This window comes from Methylobacterium sp. AC832, assembly GCF_979256025.1.
Genome location: NZ_CEEDMV010000001.1, coordinates 1,065,748 through 1,084,543, shown reverse-complemented (window position 1 = coordinate 1,084,543; position 18,796 = coordinate 1,065,748). Strand labels below are relative to the sequence as shown.

Below are 18,796 nucleotides of genomic sequence, written 5' to 3'. Positions count from 1 at the left end.
GATCGTCTTCGCCTGAAAGAGCGCGGCATCGAGCCTATCCGGCCGACACCGCGCTGAGTCAGGAGGAGCTTCACGTCATGCGCGCAAGCCGAGATGTTGAGACAGGCGGCCCGCGCTTCGTTCAGGGACAGATCATTCGGCTGCAATCCTCTGGATGGCGCCGATCGCCCCTGATTCCGAGATCTTGAGGCGGTCGCTCTCGGAATAACCGAGGACATCTCGCAGGATCTCGTCCGTATGCTCGCCCAACAGGGGCGAGCGCTTGACCTCGACCTGGCTCGCCGAAAGCCGGATCGGGTTTCCCACGGTCAAGTACTTGCCGCGCTCCGGATGGTCGACTTCGACCACCGTGCCGGATTTCCTCAGCGATTCGTCCTCGGCGATCTCCTTCATCGAAAGGATTGGACCGCAGGGGACGTGAAGCGCGTTGAGCGTTTCCATCGCCTCGAACTTGGTCTTCGACATCGTCCAGGCTTCGACCCGGGTGAAAATCTCATTCAGATGCGGCAGCCGCGCTTTCGGCGTCGCGTAATCGGGATGCGTCTTCCATGTCGGCTCGCCGATGACATCGCAGATCGGCTCCCAGACCGCGCCTTGCGCGATGAAGTAGATGTAGGCGTTGGGATCGGTCTCCCAGCCCTTGCACTTCAGGATGCGGCCCGGCTGGCCACCGCCGGAATCGTTACCGGCACGCGGCACCGAATCGCCGAAACCGATCCCCTCCCCGTACTGGCTGTATTCCTTGAGAGGTCCGCGCTCCAGCCGCTGCTGATCGCGCAACTTCACCCGGCATAGGTTCAGGACGCCGTCCTGCATGGCGCAATCGACCTTCTGGCCGACGCCGGAATGCGTCCGTTGGTAGAGCGCGGTGACGATGCCAAGGGCGAGATGGAGGCCGGTACCGGAATCACCGATCTGAGCGCCTGACACCATCGGGATATCGGTACGGAACCCAGTGGTGGAGGCCGCACCTCCTACGCATTGGGCGACGTTCTCGTAGACTTTGCAATTCTCATAGGCGCCCGGCCCGAAGCCCTTCACCGAAGCGAGGATCATGCGCGGGTTAGCTTCATGAATCGCCTCCCAGGTCAGTCCCATCCGGGCAAGCGCGCCGGGAGCGAAATTCTCCACGAGAACGTCACACTCCTTCACCAACCGCCACATCACCTCGATCCCCTTGGGGTTCTTGGTGTCGAGCGTGATGGAACGCTTATTGTGGTTCAGCATCGTGAAATAGAGGCTGTCCACATCGGGAATGTCTTGGAGCTGTTGGCGTGTGGCATCGCCGACGCCCGGACGCTCGACCTTGATCACGTCCGCGCCGAACCAAGCCAGGAGCTGGGTACAGGTCGGGCCGGACTGGACATGAGTGAAGTCGAGGATCTTCACGCCTTCGAGGGCATTCATAGGACTCTTCCGCGTTGAAGGGCGTTCGGCGGATATGGGCGCCGGCCGCCCCGGCGTCGCTGACGCTGGAGCGGCCGGACGGACCGACGGCCTACTTCTTCTTTTTGACTGCGCTCTGCGGGTTCAGGCTGCCGATATTGCCGCTTTCGGTGCCAGCCTCCGGGTCGATCACCGCGTTGATGAGGGTCGGGCGGCCCGAATCCATCGCGGCGTTGACGGCCTGAGAGAGCTCGTCCGGCGTCGTCGCGTTGACGCCAACACCGCCGAAGGCTTCCATCATCTTGTCGTAACGGGAATCCCGGACGAAAACGGTCGTTCCTGGATCGCGGCCGGTCGGATCCGTATCGGTGCCGCGGTAAATGCCGTTGTTGTTGAACACGACGATGCAGACCGGCAGGTTGTAGCGGCAGATCGTCTCCACCTCCATGCCGGAGAAGCCGAAGGCGCTGTCGCCCTCCACCGCGAGGACGGGCTTACCGGTCTCGACAGCGGCGGCGATGGCGAAGCCCATGCCGATGCCCATGATGCCCCAGGTGCCGACATCGAGGCGCTTGCGCGGCTGATACATGTCGATGATGCCACGGGCGAGATCGAGGGTGTTGGCCCCCTCGTTGACGAGGATGGCGTCCGGACGTTCGGCGATGATGGTCTTCAGCGCGCCGAGTGCGCCGTGGAAATCCATCGGCGTCGAATTCTTGCGGAGCTTCGACGCCATCTTGGCGAGGTTCTCTTCCTTCTTGGCAGAGATGGCATCGGTCCAGGATGCCGGCGGGGCCTGCCAATCGCCCTTCATCCCTTCGAGAAGCGCGGTGACACAGGAGCCGATATCGCCGACGACGGGCGCCACGATCTCGACATTGGAGTCCATCTCTTTCGGCTCGATGTCGATCTGGATGAACTTCTTCGAGCCGGGGGCGCCCCAGGTCTTGCCCTTGCCGTGGGAGAGCAGCCAGTTGAGGCGCGCGCCCACCAGCAGGACGACATCGGCCTCCTTGAGGACGAGCGAACGGGCAGCACCCGCCGATTGCGGATGGGTGTCGGGCAGGAGGCCCTTGGCCATGCTCATGGGCACGTAGGGGATGCCGCTGGTTTCCACGAGAGCCCGAACCTCGTCGTCGGCCTGCGCATAGGCCGCGCCCTTGCCGAGCACGATGAGGGGGCGTTTGGCGCTCTTCAGGACATCGAGTGCGCGCTTGATCGCGGAGGGGGCCGGCAGCTGGGCCGGGGCCGCATCGATGACCTTGACCAGCGATTTGGTGCCGGCATCGGCCTCCATCACCTGAGAGAAAAGCTTGGCAGGTAGATCGAGATAGACGCCGCCGGGGCGGCCCGAAACGGCGGCCCGGATGGCCCGTGCGACGGCAATGCCGATATCGGCGGCGTGAAGAACGCGGAAGGCGGCCTTGCACAGGGGCTTGGCGATGGCGAGCTGGTCCATCTCCTCGTAATCGCCCTGTTGGAGATCGACGATCTCGCGCTCCGACGAGCCGGAGATAAGGATCATCGGGAAGCAGTTAGTCGTGGCGTTGGCCAAGGCCGTGAGGCCGTTGAGGAAGCCAGGCGCGGAAACCGTGAGGCAGATGCCGGGCTTCTTCGTCAGGAAGCCCGCGATGGCGGCGGCGTTGCCGGCATGCTGCTCATGGCGAAAGGAGATGACCCGCATTCCTGCGGCCTGGGCGAGGCGACCGAGATCGGTGATCGGAATGCCGGGCACGCCGTAGATCGTGTTGATGTCATTGAGCTTCAGCGCGTCGATGACGAGGTGGAAGCCATCGGTGAGTTCCGGCTCGGCCGAAACGTCGACATCGATTCTCTGGGCCAAAGCTGACATCGTGTTCTCTCCCTGGTTCTTTGACGTTTTATTTTGATTGGCGGTCCGCAAAGTCGGCGAACCGATGACGTGAACTTTTCCGCCGCGGGATTTGGTTCTCTCGTACAGCGCAAACCCGATTGTGATGCGGCTTCGGAGACCGCGGGATTCCTCGACGTTAGATCGTCGTCCTGGCAGTGACTTTGGAGTTGGCGTTGCAGTGAAGTCGGCCAGCGGGACGTTTCATTCTCCCTCGACGGGGCGTGGATTTTCTTCAACGGGAATCCAAAAATTTATGATCTCTTTGGGTATTCCGCGCAGCTTAATCTTTGCGGTGACTTGGCGAGGTCGATGGTGGACACAACCAAATCACCATGTTTTATAATGCCTCCCGCCAGTCGAGCGGCGTTCGCCGGCTGGCGATCCCGCGCCTGCCTCGAACAGAGAAGACGCTTTGACCCGATCTAGCAGTCAAAAACTGCTGTAAGCCCTCCGACCCGGTGGGCAATTGGTGGCATACCAAATACCAACTGTCAAACGGAATTGCATGATTGTGCCGATCAGCATCGGATCACTGGAACGCGAGGCTTCGCATGGCCGGTCGACACAGGAAGAATACAACTCCTTCCTACATGGTAATCGGAAGTCTGCTCTTCGAACCGTAGCGAGGAAAGCGCCACTCAGCTTATGTTAAGAGCTTTGAGCGGGCCGAGGCATTCCTTGTATTTCAAACGCGAGTTTGGCATGCTTCACACCAAGTGTGCTCGCCCGCGTGTGCGAGTTTAAATTATTCTAGGTGGCATGAAAAATGGTTAAAACCGACACATTTCAAGTAAAGCCTATCGTTGCGACTTCAAGCTTGCGTGCATTGGCTTATGACGCGCTCAAAGAAGCAATCACGAACATGAACATTTATAATCAGCGTGAAGAGGTTCGCCTGGATGAGCGAAAGCTGTCCTTGAACCTTGGCGTGAGCCGCACCCCTGTGCGCGAAGCGCTGACGGTATTGGAGCAGGAAGGCTTCGTGCGGTTCGAGGCCCGTCGCGGTGTCTTCGTCATCAAGAAGTCGAAGAAAGAAATTGTCAGCATGATCCAGGCTTGGTCTGCCTTGGAGAGCATGGCTGCGCGCCTCGCCTGCGAGCGTGCCACCGACGAACAACTTCACTGCCTGCGTGAGCACTTTCCAGAATTCTATGAAGGACGCCCGTCGGATCATCTCGACGAGTATTCGGAGGCCAACATTCGCTTCCACCAGAAGATCATTTCGCTCGGCCAGTGCGACGTGATCAAAGACATCACCAGCAACCTGCTGATGCATGTCCGCGGTATTCGCAACACCGCGCTGCGTCAGGGGGAACGCGCGGCCAACTCGATCAAGGAACACGTGGCGATCATCAAGGCATTGGAAGCGCGCGATGCAGATCTGGCGGAACGCCTCGTGCGCGAGCACGGCCTCGGCCTCGCCAGCCATGTTGAGAAATATGGTGACTATCTCGACTGATCGACGCTGCCCCCAGAGTACCCGCCATATCGCATGGCTCCCCGGCCGTCGGTGACCGACTAAGTCATCGGCGGGGACTGGGCGCGCGGCTCCGCCGGACACCGCGAAGGCCCGCCATACAGGGGCGGGGTAAGCCCCCGCGGCACGACGCCCCTTCGGATGCTTGAAGGGCCCGGCGGGTGATACCGGCGGACGCCAAGCCGGCCAGCGGCAAGGCCGCTTGAACGAAACATTGCGCCTCAGGAACAAACTCTACCACCGGGTTAACGGAACCCTTGCAGAACACTTGCGGAACGTCTACCGTGTTCGTGTTTTGTTTCAGCGGCGTTAGTCGCGGCCATTGGCTTCAGTGGAAGAGTGATCTGTATGTTGACGCGTAAGCAGCTGGATCTTCTCCAATTCATCCAACAACGGATGCAGGAGAGTGGCGTCCCGCCCTCCTTCGACGAGATGAAGGACGCCCTCGATCTCAAATCGAAGTCGGGGATCCACCGGTTGATCACAGCCCTCGAAGAGCGCGGATTTCTGCGTCGTTTGCCGAATCGCGCCAGGGCGATCGAAGTGATCCGGATGCCTGAGAGCCTGACCGGTGCACCGGCGCCGAAGCCCGCTCCCACCGGTGAAGTTCGCCGCTTTACGCCGAGTGTCGTCGAAGGCGGTCGATCCAAGGCGATGCCGTCCCTGCGCCAGCCAACGACCCAGGCCCAGGACGAGAGCGGAAGGTCGATCACGATCCCGGTCATGGGACGGATCGCGGCCGGCACGCCGATCTCCGCCATACAGAATCAGAGTCATTCCGTGACGCTATCACCGGACTTCCTGGCCGGCGGCGAACATTACGCACTGGAGGTCCGCGGCGATTCGATGATCGAAGCGGGTATCCTCGACGGTGATCTTGTCGTGATCAAGAAGCAGGACACTGCGAATACAGGCGACATCATCGTTGCCCTCATCGACGATGAAGAGGCCACATTGAAGCGCCTGCGTCGCCGCGGTTCCTCCATCGCTCTGGAGGCGGCAAACCCCGCCTACGAGACGAGGGTTCTGGGACCGGATCGTGTTCAGATCCAGGGGCGGCTCGTCAGCCTGGTCCGTCGTTACTGAAGCCCGTCCGGCTGCGTTTCGGATGACGGATCGCCGTCGTCGGCCTCGGCTTCTATGGGTTTCGCACTCGGTCCCGATTCCTTCGGAGGCGAAGGGGACGGCGTGACGACGGCGACCGCCCGCCGCCATGGCGGACGAGAATGAGGTTGGTGGGCGGACGTGACCTGCGGTCCTTCGGGGCCGAAACGGATGGCGGTAGCGCCGCGTAGGGCCAGGTATGCGCGATCGATGACGAAGCCGGCCCGGCAGTCTTTGGGGGCGTCACGGCGGGCGATGATCACACTCGCCCGTTCGCAATCCTCCGCGAAGGCCCGCTTGTCCTTGACCAGGGCGACGATCCGACCCGGCCCTAACTCGACGACGCATCCGACGGTATCGCATCGGCTTCTCGGCGAGGCTGCGACGGCGGCGACTTTCCGCGAATCGCCATCCGCCTTGAGCCATTGTTCGAGGACGAAGGCCGGCGGGCTGCCGAGAATGCTCAATCGGCCGTCCCCGTCGCGGAAGGCTGCACCGCCACCCTCACGGTCGATGTAGACGTCGTAACGCGGCGGCATGGTAGCGAGCACGACACCGAGAGCGGCCGGAGCAAGGCCGATCCAGCGTAAGCTCGAGACGGGAAGTGTCAGCAGGAGCAGGGCGAGAGCAAGCAGGCAGAGTGCCGTGCTGCCATAGGCCGGGACGACGAGGGTGGCGTGTCCGAACCCGCTGATCCAGCCGGAGATCGTGAGCATCCCGCGTACGGCGAGCCCCATCGCCCACCAGACCGGCTGGTCCAGTGCGAAGGGATAGGCGAGGATCCCAAGAACCGCCGCCGGCATCACCGCCAGGGAGACGAGGGGCAAGGTCAGGGCATTGCCGACGATGCCGAAGGGCTGGACGGTCTGGAAATGATAGGTTGCGAAGGGTGCCGTGGCGATCTGGGCGATCAATGTCGTCGCCAGCGTGCCAAGGACCGCGACAGCCAGAAACCGCCAGATCCGGGCCAAGAGGCCCGCACCTTCGCGTGGCGGCATCCAGCGATTGAGCGCACCGGCGCAAGCGATGAGGCCGGCTACCGCGCCGAAGGACATCTGAAAGCTCGGGCCGAGAATCCCGTCCGGCTCGCGCGCGAGGGCGATGAGGGCAGCGAGCGCGAGGTTCCGCATGCTCAAAGCCGGGCGATCCACCAGGATCGCGCCGAGCATCACCAACGTCATGATGAGCGAGCGTTCGGCAGCGATATCCCAGCCCGAGAAGACGCAATAGGCCGTGACACCCACCATGGCGAAGCCGGCGGCGATCTTCTTGATCGGCCAAACCAGGGCGAGCCCCGGAACGAGGGCGAGCAGCGCGCGGACGAGCCAGAACACGACGCCGGCTGCGAGCACCATGTGGAGGCCGGAAATCGAGACGACGTGGTAGATTCCCGCCGCACGCAGAACCTCGTTGGTCTCGGCATTGATGAGGCCGCGCTTGCCCGTTACCAGGGCGGCGGCCACCGCGCCGGCCTGCCCGCCATTGGCGTCGGTGATGCGCCGGGTCAGCGCGTTGCGGGCGTCGTCTACGGCGGCTGCCAGCGCTACGGAGCGGGGCAAAGGCCTGGGCGGAGCCTTGACGTCGATCTTGCCTACCAGGGAACCGACGGCACCGATCCCGCGAAAATAGGCATCCCGGGCGAAATCATATCCGCCGGGGCGGGCCGCGTCGGGCGGCGGCAGGAGCCGTGCCGTCGCCGAAATGAAATCGCCCGGCTTCAGCGCGAGGGCCTTCTTGTAGGAAACGCGGACCCGCCTGGGCCGGCGATCCGGCGGGAGGTTGCCGAAACTCTCCACGAGGACGATCAGGCGGGCGCCGACTTCCCGTTCGTCGAGGGCTTCGACCAATCCGGTGAGCGGGGCAATCGTCGTCCGGGCCAGGACGGGTGCCGCTACGACCTGCATCCTCAGGGTGGCGGCCGCGAAACCCAGGAAGGCTACGGCAAGTCCGAGAACCAATGCCAAGGCCACGGGCCTCGAACCGAGGCGAAGTGCGAGGGCAGAGAGTGCGGACGCGACGAGGAGGGGTGCTGCCAGCGCCGGCTGACCATCCGTGGCGGTGAAACAGACGAGGATGCCAAAACCGAACGTGACGGCAAGCCAGGGAAACAGGCGCCTCTGTTCGGATTCCTGAACCAGCCCGTCGACGATCCAGCGTCTAATCGCGCCGATCAGGATCGCGGGTGAGCGTGACGAGGCCAAGGCGGCACCCGTCGCACCCGTGGCTCGCGCACTGGCCTGCGCCATCTCCGGCTGCGTCTCTCCTCACGGCTCACGAAGCGCGAGAGATGCCGCCCGCGCGAAATCGTCCCCGTTTCGCGACTCGGCGCCACGCTTTCTTAACGTCATCGAAAACGCATGCTACATGCGCCGATCCGGGCCGGTCGATCCGCCCTCTCACTTCACGCACAAGTTTAACCGCCCGATGTCGTCACCCGTCGTTACGCGCTTTGCCCCCTCCCCTACGGGGTACCTGCATATCGGGGGAGCGCGCACGGCGCTCTTCAATTGGCTCTATGCCCGTCATTTCGGCGGCAGGATGCTGCTGCGCATCGAGGATACCGATCGGGAGCGCTCGACCCAGGGCGCCATCGATGCGATCCTCGACGGGCTCCGCTGGCTCGGGCTCGATTGGGATGGGGACGTCGTCTACCAGTTCGCCCGCGCCGCGCGGCACCGCGAGGTAGCGGAAAGCCTGCTCGCTTCGGGCAACGCCTATCATTGCTACGCGACGCCGGACGAACTCACCGCCATGCGCGAAGCCGCGCGGGCCGAGGGACGTCCCATGCGCTATGACGGGCGTTGGCGCGACCGCGATCCTTCGGAGGCACCTGCGGGAGTGAAGCCGGTCATCCGCCTGCGCGCCCCATCAGAGGGCGAGACGGTGGTGGAGGATCAGGTTCAGGGCCGCGTAACCTGGGCCAACAAGGATCTCGACGACCTCGTCCTCCTCCGTTCCGACGGCAATCCGACCTACATGCTCGCGGTCGTCGTCGACGATCACGACATGGGCGTCACCCATGTGATCCGTGGCGACGACCACCTCACGAACGCCGCACGGCAGGGCCAGATCTATGATGCGCTCGGTTGGTCCGCACCCATCATGGCCCATATCCCGCTCATCCACGGTGCTGACGGCGCCAAGCTCTCGAAGCGCCACGGCGCGCTCGGGGTCGATGCTTATCGCGACCTCGGCTACCTGCCCGCCGCCTTGCGCAACTACCTCGTCCGCCTCGGCTGGAGCCATGGCGACCAGGAGGTGTTCTCGACGGAGGAGATGATCGCTGCCTTCGATCTCAAGTCGATCGGACGCTCCGCTGCCCGTTTCGACTTCGCCAAGCTCGAGAACCTCAATGGGCTCTACATCCGCGGCGCGGAGGATGCCGTACTGATCGATGCGATCGAGACGATCCTGCCGGCCCTCGCCGCCGACCGCGGATTGCCCACGACCCTATCCCCCGAGCTTCGTGACAAGCTGCGGGCGGCGATGCCCGGCCTGAAGGAACGCGCCAAGACTCTGGTCGAGCTTCTCGACAGCGCCTATTACCTCACCGCCTCCCGGCCGCTCAATCTCGATGACAAAGCGAAGACACTGCTGAGCGAAGAGGCCCGCCAGCGCCTCGCCGCGATCCTGCCGGCTCTCGGCGACCTTCCGGAATGGAACGCGGCCTCCACGGAAGGCGCCGTGCGCCGGTTCGCGGAGGAAAACGCGCTCAAACTCGGCCTGATCGCGCAGCCCCTGCGGGCCGCGCTGACCGGGCGCGCGACCTCACCCCCGGTTTTCGACGTCATGGCCGTACTCGGACGGGATGAATGTCTGGGTCGCTTGGCCGATCAGGTGGCGTCCGCCTGATCGCATGCATCGAACCGGTGACAGATCGGCCCGGTTTTCGCTTGAGGGATAGCGTGGAGAGGGGGATCGGTTGAAGGCGGTGGGCCGATCCGCTAACCCGATAGATGTGTGAGCACTTGCAGCATAGGTCTGCCCGTGCGCTCCGGGCCGAAGTGGTGGGTGTCGCCATGCGGACCGGCGCTCCCCTCTGCCAAGGTCTGCCTTCTGCCAAGAAAGGGTCCACGTCTCCATGAGCGCCTCCAGCACGATCTCCGTGGGCGACAACCAAGTCGAGCTTCCGATCAAGTCCGGTACGATCGGACCTGACGTCATCGACATCGGCAAGCTTCACGCCAAGACCGGCATGTTCACCTTCGATCCGGGCTTTACCTCCACCGCGTCCTGCGAATCGAAGATCACCTATATCGACGGCGATGCCGGGGTGCTCCTCTATCGCGGCTACCCGATCGAGCAGATCGCCGAACAGGGCGACTTCCTCGAGACGTGCTATCTGATGCTGTTCGGCGAATTGCCGACGCCCGCCCAGAAGGCGGATTTCGACTACCGGGTCACGCGCCACACCATGGTGCATGACCAGATGAACCGCTTCTTCCAGGGGTTCCGCCGCGACGCCCACCCGATGGCGATTATGGTGGCCTGCGTTGGCGCGCTCTCGGCCTTCTATCACGACTCGACCGACATCTCGGACGACAAGCAGCGGATGATCGCCAGCTTGCGCATGATCGCCAAGATGCCGACGCTCGCAGCGATGGCCTACAAGTATTCCATTGGTCAGCCGTTCGTCTATCCGAAGAACGACCTCGATTATACCTCGAACTTCCTGCGGATGTGCTTCGCGGTGCCGTGCGAAGAGTTCGTCGTCAACCCGATTTATGCGCGCGCGCTGGACCGGATCTTCATCCTCCACGCCGATCACGAGCAGAACGCCTCGACCTCCACCGTTCGTCTGGCCGGTTCCTCGGGCGCCAACCCCTTCGCCTGTATCGCCGCCGGCATCGCTTGCCTGTGGGGCCCCGCGCATGGCGGCGCCAACGAAGCAGCGCTCAAGATGCTGGAAGAGATCGGAACGCCCGACAACGTCGCGAAATACGTCGCCAAGGCCAAGGACAAGAACGACCCGTTCCGGCTGATGGGCTTCGGTCACCGCGTCTACAAGAACTACGATCCGCGCGCCCGCATCATGCAGAAGACCACGCATGAGGTGCTAAGCCAGCTCGGCATCAAGGACGATCCGCTTCTCGAAGTCGCTGTGCAGCTCGAGCAGATCGCCCTGAAGGACGAGTACTTCATCGAGAAGAAGCTCTACCCGAACATCGATTTCTATTCCGGCATCACCCTCAAGGCGATGGGATTCCCGACCTCGATGTTCACGGTGCTCTTCGCTTTGGCCCGTACCACCGGCTGGATCGCCCAGTGGGCCGAAATGATCGAGGACCCCTCGCAGAAGATCGGCCGTCCGCGCCAGCTCTATATCGGACCGGACAAGCGCGAATACGTGCCCATCGGCCAGCGCGGCTGATACTTTCGTTCAGGCCGTCCGCCGTATTCGACCTCGCTTTCGAGACGAACGTCACGGAGGGTCAAGATCTCATGGGTAGAGGAATGAATGAAGGTGGGGTGGCCGACAGGCTGCCCCGCCTTTTTTGTGCCCCTCTTCGCGTCGTGGGTCGCAGGAGAAGCGAGGAGTGATCAATTTTCGATCGATCCGATCAGGCAAACAAAAAGGCCGCCCTCTCGGGCGGCCTTTCTCGTCTCGGAGATGATCCGGTGGGATCAGCGCGAATAGAACTCGATCACGAGGTTCGGTTCCATCTGGACCGGGTAGGGAACCTCGGTGAGGCTCGGCACGCGGGTGACGCGAGCCGTCATCTTGGAGTGATCCACCTCGATGTAGTCCGGCACGTCACGCTCGGCGAGCTGCGAAGCCACGACGACGATCTCGAGCTGCTTCGAGGAATCCTTCACCTCGATCACGTCGCCCGGCTTCACGAGGAAGCTGGCGATGTTCACGCGACGGCCATTCACCTTGACGTGGCCGTGGTTCACGAACTGACGGGCAGCGAACGGGGTCGGTACGAACTTGGCGCGGTACACGACCGCGTCGAGGCGACGCTCCAGCAGACCGATCAGGTTCTCGCTCGAATCGCCGCGCAGGCGGATCGCCTCGGCGTAGTAACGGCGGAACTGCTTCTCGGTGATGTTGGCGTAGTAGCCCTTGAGCTTCTGCTTGGCGCGCAGCTGCGTGCCGAAGTCGGACATCTTGCCCTTGCGGCGCTGGCCATGCTGGCCGGGGCCGTATTCGCGGCGATTGACGGGGCTCTTCGGGCGGCCCCAGATGTTCTGGCCCATACGGCGATCGAGCTTGTGCTTCGCCTGAATACGTTTTGACATCGCGGTTCCTCTCAGCGAGTGAGATTGGTCGAGGAACGCGCCCTCCTCTTTCCGAAGCGGCCCGGGGCCGAAGCGGAACGACAGAGCGGACATTGCCGCTCACGGGTGCGCTTGAAAAAGCTGCGGGGCCCCTCTCGGAGCCCCGTAACTCTGCGCTGCATAAGCGAGAGATGCCCAAGGGTCAATGCCGAGGCGGCAACACATCTATTGCAAGGCGAGCGGCATCATCTCCACGGCGACATCGCCGACACCTCTTGCGTCGAGAGAGCGACGCAGGGAAGCCGTGACGCCCGCACCGCTGGTGAAGGCCGTGAGTCCCGGGGGGATGTCGTCCAGGGGCTTACGACGGGATGGACCGAGAAGCTGTGTCACCCGGCGGGCGATGGCCGGCGCCGGGTCGATCCAGCTCACTTCCCATGGGGCAAGGCGCTGGAACCGCGCGAGCAGCAGCGGATAATGGGTGCAGGCGAGGCAGACCACATCCGTGCGCCGACCATCCTCTCCCTCGACGAAGCAGGGTGCGATTTCGGCGGCGAGCAGCGCGTCGTCGACAGGATGACCCGCAAGTTCGGCCTCGGCATAGGCCGCTAGATTCGGCGATCCGACGAGCGTGACCACGCAATCGCCCGCATAGGTCTCGATCAGGTCGTGGGTGTAGGGCCGCGCAACCGTCCCCGGCGTCGCCAGAAGAGTGATCCTGCGTGAACGCGTCGCTTCCGCCGCTGGCTTGATCGGTGGCACGACGCCCACGAAGGGGGTGGAGAAACCTGCCCGAAGAGCGGGAAGCACGAGGGTCGATGCGGTGTTGCACGCGATGACGATGAGGTCGGGCGCGTGGCGCGCGATCAGTCGCTCCATCACCGTCGTGACGCGGGCGACGAGGATGGTCTCGGAGAGGCGGCCATAGGGAAAAGCCGCATCGTCCGCCGCATAGACGTAACGCGCGTCGGGACGGGCCCGCCGCACCTTTTCGAGAACCGTCAGCCCCCCGAGCCCCGAATCGAAGACGAGGATCGTCGGGGTCGGCCGGATTTCGGCAACCAGGGCCGCTGTCATCGCTCCCGCCATCAGATCGATCCGCATACGAGCCTTGCCTGGACACAGTGCGTGGATGGCAGAGTGTCGGGCGACAGGGTTAAGGCCGTGTCACTGCGGCATGAAAAAGGCCCGGCATTTTCAGCGCTTGTGCGCCGCGGCGATGGGCGCAGACGAAGGGCCGTTGCCGAATGGCAGCGGAGCCATATTTCCGCATCATGGATGCGAGTGGAGTGATCGACATGGCAGCGACAGCGGCAATTCGCGAGACCTCGCACCATCAGGCGGACGGCGCAGCATTCCCGCCGCCTAACGTATCGGCGCGACCGGTGGATCGCGCAGCCTGGATCAGAGCCTTCCGCGCGGTACGCGACGAAACGGAGCGCCGCGCCGCGCCGCTCTCGCCGGAGGACCAGCAGATTCAGTCCATGGCGGATGCCAGTCCGACGAAATGGCATCGGGCCCATACCACGTGGTTCTTCGAGCAATTTCTCCTGCGTGATCACGTCCCCGGCTACCGCATCTATGACGAGCGGCTGCACTACCTGTTCAATTCCTATTACGTCGCGGCCGGCCCCCGGCAGCCGCGAATCATGCGCGGCCTCATCACCCGCCCGACCGCCGACGAAGTCGCCGGGTACCGTGCCCATGTGGACCGGGCAGTGGAAAGCCTCCTATCGGATGCTACCGACGCGACCCTCGAGACCGTGTTGCCGATCCTCGAAATCGGCCTCTATCATGAGCAGCAGCACCAGGAATTGCTGCTCACGGACATTCTCCATGCCTTCGCGCAGAACCCGCTGAGCCCCGTCTACGATGCCGGATGGCGATTTCCCCGTCCGGTATCGCGCGGCGGAGCCGCCGAACTGCGGTGTGGGGTGGCGAAGATCGGGCATGAGGGCGAAGGCTTTTCGTTCGACAACGAATCGCCGCGACATGAGACTCTGATCCTGCCGTGCCGGATCGACAAAGGCCTCGTCACCAATGCGCAATGGCTCGCCTTCATTGAGGATGGCGGCTACGCGCGTCCTGAACTCTGGCTCTCGGATGGCTGGCTCGCGGTGCAGGCGGAGGGCTGGGAGGCCCCTGGCTACTGGCAGCGCAACGATGCAGCGCAATGGTCGAGCATGACCTTTGCCGGGCAGGCAGGCATCGACCCAGCCCTGCCTGTCACCCATGTGAGCTATTTCGAGGCGGATGCCTTCGCCCGATGGGCAGGGCGCGACCTGCCCACCGAATTCGAATGGGAGATCGCCGCCAAGGAGGGCCTTCTCGACGACGCTTTCGGCCTCGTCTGGCAATGGACCCGCTCGGCCTATTTATCCTACCCGGGCTACAGGCCGGTCTCCGGTGCGCTCGGCGAATACAACGGCAAGTTCATGTCGAACCAGTTCGTTCTGCGCGGTTCCTCCGTGGCGACATCGGAAGGACATGCCCGCATCGGCTATCGCAACTTCTTCTATCCCCACCAGCGCTGGCAATTCACGGGACTGCGGCTGTCGAACTATCGCGACTGAGCACCGTTTCCCACACCCGCGTAACCCAGCGTCCTTTGGCGTCCTTCGGAGACTTGCCCGTGACCATCAATCCCGTCTTCACGGACGCCACACCCCTGTCCGCCGTCAGCCCGGAAGAACAATTCCGCGATGACGTCCTGGTCGGACTCTCGGCGGCACAGAAATTCATTCCGGCGAAGTATTTCTACGACGAGGTCGGCTCGGATTTGTTCGAGGCGATCACCCGCCAGCCGGAATATTACCCAACCCGAACAGAGATCGGTATTCTGGATGAATCGGGGCCGGACATCGCCTCGCTTCTTCCCCCGCGCGCGAACCTCGTGGAATTCGGCAGCGGCTCGACGGTGAAGGTTCGGCGTCTTCTCGTTCATCTGACTGATCTGGCGGCCTACGTGCCGGTGGACGTTTCCGAGAGCTTCCTGAGGAGCGAGGCCGAGACTCTGTCTCGCGATTTCCCTCGGCTGTCGATCCAACCGGTGGCTGCGGATTTCACCCGGCCCTTCACTCTCCCCGACGGGCTTTCCAATAGCGCCGTGGCGGGGTTCTTTCCGGGCTCGACAATCGGAAATTTCGAGCCGCCCCAGGCGGCCCATCTCCTCGCCCATTTCGGGAGGGTTCTAGGTCGCGGGGCATCTCTCGTCGTCGGCGTCGATCTCGTGAAAGACAAGTCCGTGCTGGACGCGGCCTATGACGATGCGGCGGGAGTGACGGCGCGGTTCAACATCAACTTGCTGCATCGGATCAATCGCGAACTCGGCGCCGACTTCGACCCGTCAGCCTTCGCCCACCGGGCCTACTTCGCCCCGGAGGCTTCGCGGATCGAGATGCATCTCGTCAGCCTGCGCGCCCAGCAGGTATCACTCGCGGGCCGCCGGTTCAGCTTCTCGGAGGGAGAAACGATCCATACCGAGAACAGCTACAAGTACACGGTCGACAGCTTCCGCGACCTCGCCAGCCAAGCCGGATGGAACGTGGCCAAGAGCTGGACCGACGGCGAGCGCCTGTTCTCGGTCCATGCCCTCACGCGCGGATGAGGATCAGGCTTTCTTCTCGAGCATCTGCTTGACCTGCATCAGCTGGTCCCAGACGGTCCCAGGAGTGGTGCCGAGCACGTCGAAACCGGCACTGATGCCCCAATAGATCCCGTAGCAGATGATCGGAACGAGGATCCACCCCAGGATTTCCTCGCCCCGGCGACGGCGCATGCGCCGGCGTCGACGCTCTTCTCGGCGGGTCAGTTTCTGCGGGCGGGCCGCGACGTGCGTGCCTTGGCTGGAAAGTGGCGTCAGGGGGCCCTCTTGCAGATCGCTCATGGATACTCCCCTGTTGTCGCGAGTGGCTATGACGATCACAGGCTCGATGCTCCTGCCGACGATCTGAACCGTCGCCGGACACCTGAACCTGTCATGTCGCTCGGCGAGCCCCCTCGCAGGATTCACGACCGGACGGGCGCCTATGCACCCATTCGAACGCGGTTGCTAACGACCGATCATGCCCATGTCGACCACGGGACCGACGTTTTCGTGGCACGATACGAAGTCTCGATCACCCAACCCCGTGGGTCTGACCCATTTGTGCATGGCATAACGCAGAAGGGGCGCATCTTCCGTTGAGGAAGACGCGCCCCTTTTGACCGATGCCTCGTGCGATCAGGCTCGAACGAGAGGAACCTTAGGAACGGTGCGGACACCGCCCGAACCGCCGGAACCGCCCTTGTCGTCCTTCTTCGCCTCGTCCTTCTTCCGCGGAGCAGCCTTCGCCCGGCTACGCTTGCGCTTGCTGCCACCGGCGTCGGTGACGTCCTTTTCCGGCTTGGGCGTCACCGGGCCGGCCGGGAACTCGAAGGCCAGTGCATCTTTCTGCGCCAGCGCCTCGCCGTCCTCGGCTTTCTTCAACACCACCCTGACCGCGCCGCCATCCTTGAGACGTCCGAAAAGCACCTCGTCGGCGAGTGGAGTCTTGATCGTGGTCTGGATCAGGCGCGCCATTGGCCGCGCGCCCATCGCCTCGTCGTAGCCATTCTCGGTCAGCCACTCGCGTGCTTCGTCGGACAGCTCGATCGTGACGTTGCGATCGGCGAGCTGGGCCTCGAGCTGAAGCACGAACTTGTCGACGACTTTGGCCACCACGTCCTTCGGCAGATGTCCGAAGGAGATGATCGAGTCGAGGCGGTTCCGGAATTCGGGCGCGAAGAGCTTGTTGATCGCCTCCACGTCGTCTCCCGTGCGCTTGGTCTGAGTGAAGCCATAGGCGGACTTCGCCATGTCAGACGCACCCGCATTCGTCGTCATGATGATGATGACGTTGCGGAAATCGACCTGCTTGCCGTTGTGATCGGTGAGCTTGCCGTGATCCATCACCTGCAACAGGATGTTGAACAGGTCGGGATGAGCCTTCTCGATTTCGTCCAGCAGCAGCACGCAATGCGGATGCTGGTCGATCCCGTCCGTGAGCAGCCCGCCCTGGTCGAAGCCGACATAGCCGGGCGGTGCGCCGATCAGGCGGCTCACCGTATGACGCTCCATATATTCCGACATGTCGAAGCGGATCATCTCGATGCCGAGCGATGACGCCAGTTGCTTGGCCGCCTCCGTCTTACCGACGCCGGTCGGGCCGGCAAACAGGTAGGAACCGATCGGCTTGTCAGGGTCACGCAGACCGGCACGGGCCAGCTTGATCGCCGAAGTCAGCGCCTCGATGGCATTCGACTGGCCGTAGACGACCCGCTTCAGGTTTTCGGTGAGGTTCTTCAGAACCACGGCGTCGTCCTTGGAGACGGTCTTTGCCGGGATGCGGGCCATCGTGGCGATGGTCGCCTCGATCTCCTTGACGCCGATGGTCCGCTTGCGGCGGGCTTCCGGCACCAGCATCTGCGAGGCGCCGGTCTCGTCGATCACGTCGATCGCCTTGTCCGGCAGCTTACGGTCGTTGATGTAGCGCGCCGAGAGTTCCACGGCCGCCTTCACGGCCTCGGTCGTGTACTTGAGTTTGTGGAACTCCTCGAAATAGGGCTTGAGCCCCTTCACGATCTCGATAGCGTCCGGGATCGATGGCTCGTTCACGTCGATCTTCTGGAACCGGCGCACCAGGGCGCGGTCCTTCTCGAAGTACTGGCGGTACTCCTTGTAGGTGGTCGAGCCGATGCACCGAAGCGAGCCGTTGGCGAGAGCCGGCTTGAGGAGGTTCGATGCGTCCATCGCGCCGCCGGACGTCGCACCGGCGCCGATGACCGTATGAATTTCATCGATGAACAGCACCGCGTTCGGATGCGCCTCGATTTCCTTCATCACCTGCTTGAGGCGCTCCTCAAAGTCGCCGCGATAGCGCGTGCCGGCAAGCAGCGTCCCCATGTCGAGGGAGAACACCGTCGCATCGATGAGGACTTCCGGGACTTCCTTGTTGATGATCTTGCGCGCCAATCCCTCGGCGATGGCAGTCTTGCCCACGCCCGGGTCGCCCACGAGCAGAGGATTGTTCTTCTGCCGGCGGCAAAGGATCTGGATGGTACGCTGGACCTCGCTCTCACGTCCGATCAGCGGATCGATCCGACCATCCCGGGCCTTCTTGTTGAGGTTGACGCAATAGGCATCCAGCGCGTCCCCCTTCTTCTTCGTGCGGTTCTCGGCCTCGTCGCCGCTCGGGCGCTCGGACGAGGGCTCCTCTTCCGCACCGCGAACCGGCTTCGCCTCCGAAGCGCCCGGGCGCTTGGCGATGCCGTGGCTGATGTAATTGACCGCGTCGTAGCGGGTCATGTCCTGCTCCTGCAGGAAATAGGCGGCATGGCTTTCGCGCTCGGCGAAGATCGCCACGAGCACGTTGGCCCCTGTCACCTCTTCCCGGCCGGATGATTGCACATGGATGACCGCCCGCTGGATGACCCGCTGGAAGCCCGCCGTCGGCTTGGCATCCTGCCGACCATCCCCGATCAGGTTGGCGAGTTCGGTATCCACATACTCGACCAGGCTGCGTTTCAGCGTGTCGACCTCGACGTTACAGGCGCGCATGACGGCTGCGGCATCATGGTCGTCCACCAGGGCGAGGAGCAGGTGCTCCAGCGTCGCGTATTCGTGCCGGCGCTCGCCGGCGAGCGCCAGGGCGCGGTGGAGAGCTTGTTCTAGGCTGCGAGAGAAGCTGGGCAAAAGCGGGTCCTCGTGTGGGGTG

At 63.3% G+C, this 18,796-nt stretch carries 13 protein-coding genes; 6 read left to right on the top strand and 7 right to left on the bottom strand.

The features are described 5' to 3' along the window. Window positions 1–132: 132 nt before the first annotated feature. Together frc and oxc are read right to left on the bottom strand one after the other, a co-directional pair. Complete coding sequence (frc, locus tag AC0IXR_RS05010) at window positions 133–1,407, bottom strand: formyl-CoA transferase (RefSeq protein ID WP_056430911.1); 1,275 nt, start codon at window positions 1,405–1,407, stop codon at window positions 133–135. Between the two features lie 91 nt (window positions 1,408–1,498). Beyond that, complete coding sequence (gene oxc / locus AC0IXR_RS05005) at window positions 1,499–3,238, bottom strand: oxalyl-CoA decarboxylase (RefSeq protein WP_471759908.1); 1,740 nt, start codon at window positions 3,236–3,238, stop codon at window positions 1,499–1,501. 787 nt (window positions 3,239–4,025) lie between these two features. Here oxc and AC0IXR_RS05000 point away from each other — a divergent pair. Both AC0IXR_RS05000 and lexA read left to right on the top strand, forming a co-directional pair. Beyond that, window positions 4,026–4,718 carry a GntR family transcriptional regulator gene (locus AC0IXR_RS05000; RefSeq protein ID WP_056430919.1) on the top strand — a complete coding sequence of 231 codons (693 nt, stop codon included), beginning with the start codon at window positions 4,026–4,028 and terminating at the stop codon, window positions 4,716–4,718. Window positions 4,719–5,084: 366 nt separating this feature from the next. Beyond that, the gene (gene lexA / locus AC0IXR_RS04995) at window positions 5,085–5,822 is read left to right on the top strand and encodes a transcriptional repressor LexA (RefSeq protein ID WP_471759907.1); all 738 of its coding nucleotides are present in this window, start codon (window positions 5,085–5,087) and stop codon (window positions 5,820–5,822) included. Here the strand turns inward: lexA and AC0IXR_RS04990 are convergent. Continuing rightward, window positions 5,816–8,086 (bottom strand): ComEC/Rec2 family competence protein, encoded by a 2,271-nt coding sequence (locus tag AC0IXR_RS04990; protein ID WP_471759906.1) that lies wholly within the window; start codon window positions 8,084–8,086, stop codon window positions 5,816–5,818. The genes lexA and AC0IXR_RS04990 overlap by 7 nt on opposite strands. 178 nt (window positions 8,087–8,264) lie before the next feature. Between AC0IXR_RS04990 and gltX the strand changes: the two genes are divergently transcribed. After that, window positions 8,265–9,692: a glutamate--tRNA ligase gene (gltX, locus tag AC0IXR_RS04985; RefSeq protein ID WP_471759904.1), complete on the top strand. Its 1,428-nt coding sequence runs from the start codon at window positions 8,265–8,267 to the stop codon at window positions 9,690–9,692. Window positions 9,693–9,921: 229 nt separating this feature from the next. Beyond that, window positions 9,922–11,211: a citrate synthase gene (gltA, locus tag AC0IXR_RS04980; RefSeq protein ID WP_471759903.1), complete on the top strand. Its 1,290-nt coding sequence runs from the start codon at window positions 9,922–9,924 to the stop codon at window positions 11,209–11,211. A 254-nt stretch (window positions 11,212–11,465) separates the two neighbouring features. Here the strand turns inward: gltA and rpsD are convergent, their stop codons facing one another. Then, complete coding sequence (gene rpsD / locus AC0IXR_RS04975) at window positions 11,466–12,083, bottom strand: 30S ribosomal protein S4 (RefSeq protein WP_056430930.1); 618 nt, start codon at window positions 12,081–12,083, stop codon at window positions 11,466–11,468. Window positions 12,084–12,287: 204 nt separating this feature from the next. Continuing rightward, window positions 12,288–13,166 carry a glutamate racemase gene (gene murI / locus AC0IXR_RS04970; RefSeq protein WP_471759902.1) on the bottom strand — a complete coding sequence of 293 codons (879 nt, stop codon included), beginning with the start codon at window positions 13,164–13,166 and terminating at the stop codon, window positions 12,288–12,290. A gap of 194 nt (window positions 13,167–13,360) precedes the next feature. Between murI and egtB the strand changes: the two genes are divergently transcribed. Next, on the top strand, window positions 13,361–14,635 hold the full coding sequence (gene egtB / locus AC0IXR_RS04965) for an ergothioneine biosynthesis protein EgtB (protein WP_471759901.1): 1,275 nt from the start codon (window positions 13,361–13,363) through the stop codon (window positions 14,633–14,635). Window positions 14,636–14,694: 59 nt separating this feature from the next. After that, the gene (gene egtD / locus AC0IXR_RS04960) at window positions 14,695–15,669 is read left to right on the top strand and encodes an L-histidine N(alpha)-methyltransferase (protein WP_471759900.1); all 975 of its coding nucleotides are present in this window, start codon (window positions 14,695–14,697) and stop codon (window positions 15,667–15,669) included. A 3-nt stretch (window positions 15,670–15,672) separates the two neighbouring features. Here the strand turns inward: egtD and AC0IXR_RS04955 are convergent, their stop codons facing one another. Continuing rightward, window positions 15,673–15,948, bottom strand: a complete 276-nt coding sequence (locus tag AC0IXR_RS04955; RefSeq protein ID WP_056430939.1) for a hypothetical protein — start codon at window positions 15,946–15,948, stop codon at window positions 15,673–15,675. Between the two features lie 336 nt (window positions 15,949–16,284). After that, on the bottom strand, window positions 16,285–18,774 hold the full coding sequence (gene clpA / locus AC0IXR_RS04950; RefSeq protein WP_471759899.1) for an ATP-dependent Clp protease ATP-binding subunit ClpA: 2,490 nt from the start codon (window positions 18,772–18,774) through the stop codon (window positions 16,285–16,287). Between the last annotated feature and the right edge of the window lie 22 nt (window positions 18,775–18,796).

Bases quoted from the DNA above. Each gene is read 5' to 3' on its own strand.
- gltX (WP_471759904.1), top strand. From the start codon at position 8,265: ATGTCGTCACCCGTCGTTACGCGCTTTGCCCCCTCCCCTACGGGGTAC.
- AC0IXR_RS04955 (WP_056430939.1), bottom strand. From the start codon at position 15,948: ATGAGCGATCTGCAAGAGGGCCCCCTGACGCCACTTTCCAGCCAAGGC.
- rpsD (WP_056430930.1), bottom strand. From the start codon at position 12,083: ATGTCAAAACGTATTCAGGCGAAGCACAAGCTCGATCGCCGTATGGGC.
- oxc (WP_471759908.1), bottom strand. From the start codon at position 3,238: ATGTCAGCTTTGGCCCAGAGAATCGATGTCGACGTTTCGGCCGAGCCG.
- murI (WP_471759902.1), bottom strand. From the start codon at position 13,166: ATGCGGATCGATCTGATGGCGGGAGCGATGACAGCGGCCCTGGTTGCC.
- frc (WP_056430911.1), bottom strand. From the start codon at position 1,407: ATGAATGCCCTCGAAGGCGTGAAGATCCTCGACTTCACTCATGTCCAG.
- lexA (WP_471759907.1), top strand. From the start codon at position 5,085: ATGTTGACGCGTAAGCAGCTGGATCTTCTCCAATTCATCCAACAACGG.
- AC0IXR_RS04990 (WP_471759906.1), bottom strand. From the start codon at position 8,086: ATGGCGCAGGCCAGTGCGCGAGCCACGGGTGCGACGGGTGCCGCCTTG.
- AC0IXR_RS05000 (WP_056430919.1), top strand. From the start codon at position 4,026: ATGGTTAAAACCGACACATTTCAAGTAAAGCCTATCGTTGCGACTTCA.
- egtB (WP_471759901.1), top strand. From the start codon at position 13,361: ATGGCAGCGACAGCGGCAATTCGCGAGACCTCGCACCATCAGGCGGAC.
- gltA (WP_471759903.1), top strand. From the start codon at position 9,922: ATGAGCGCCTCCAGCACGATCTCCGTGGGCGACAACCAAGTCGAGCTT.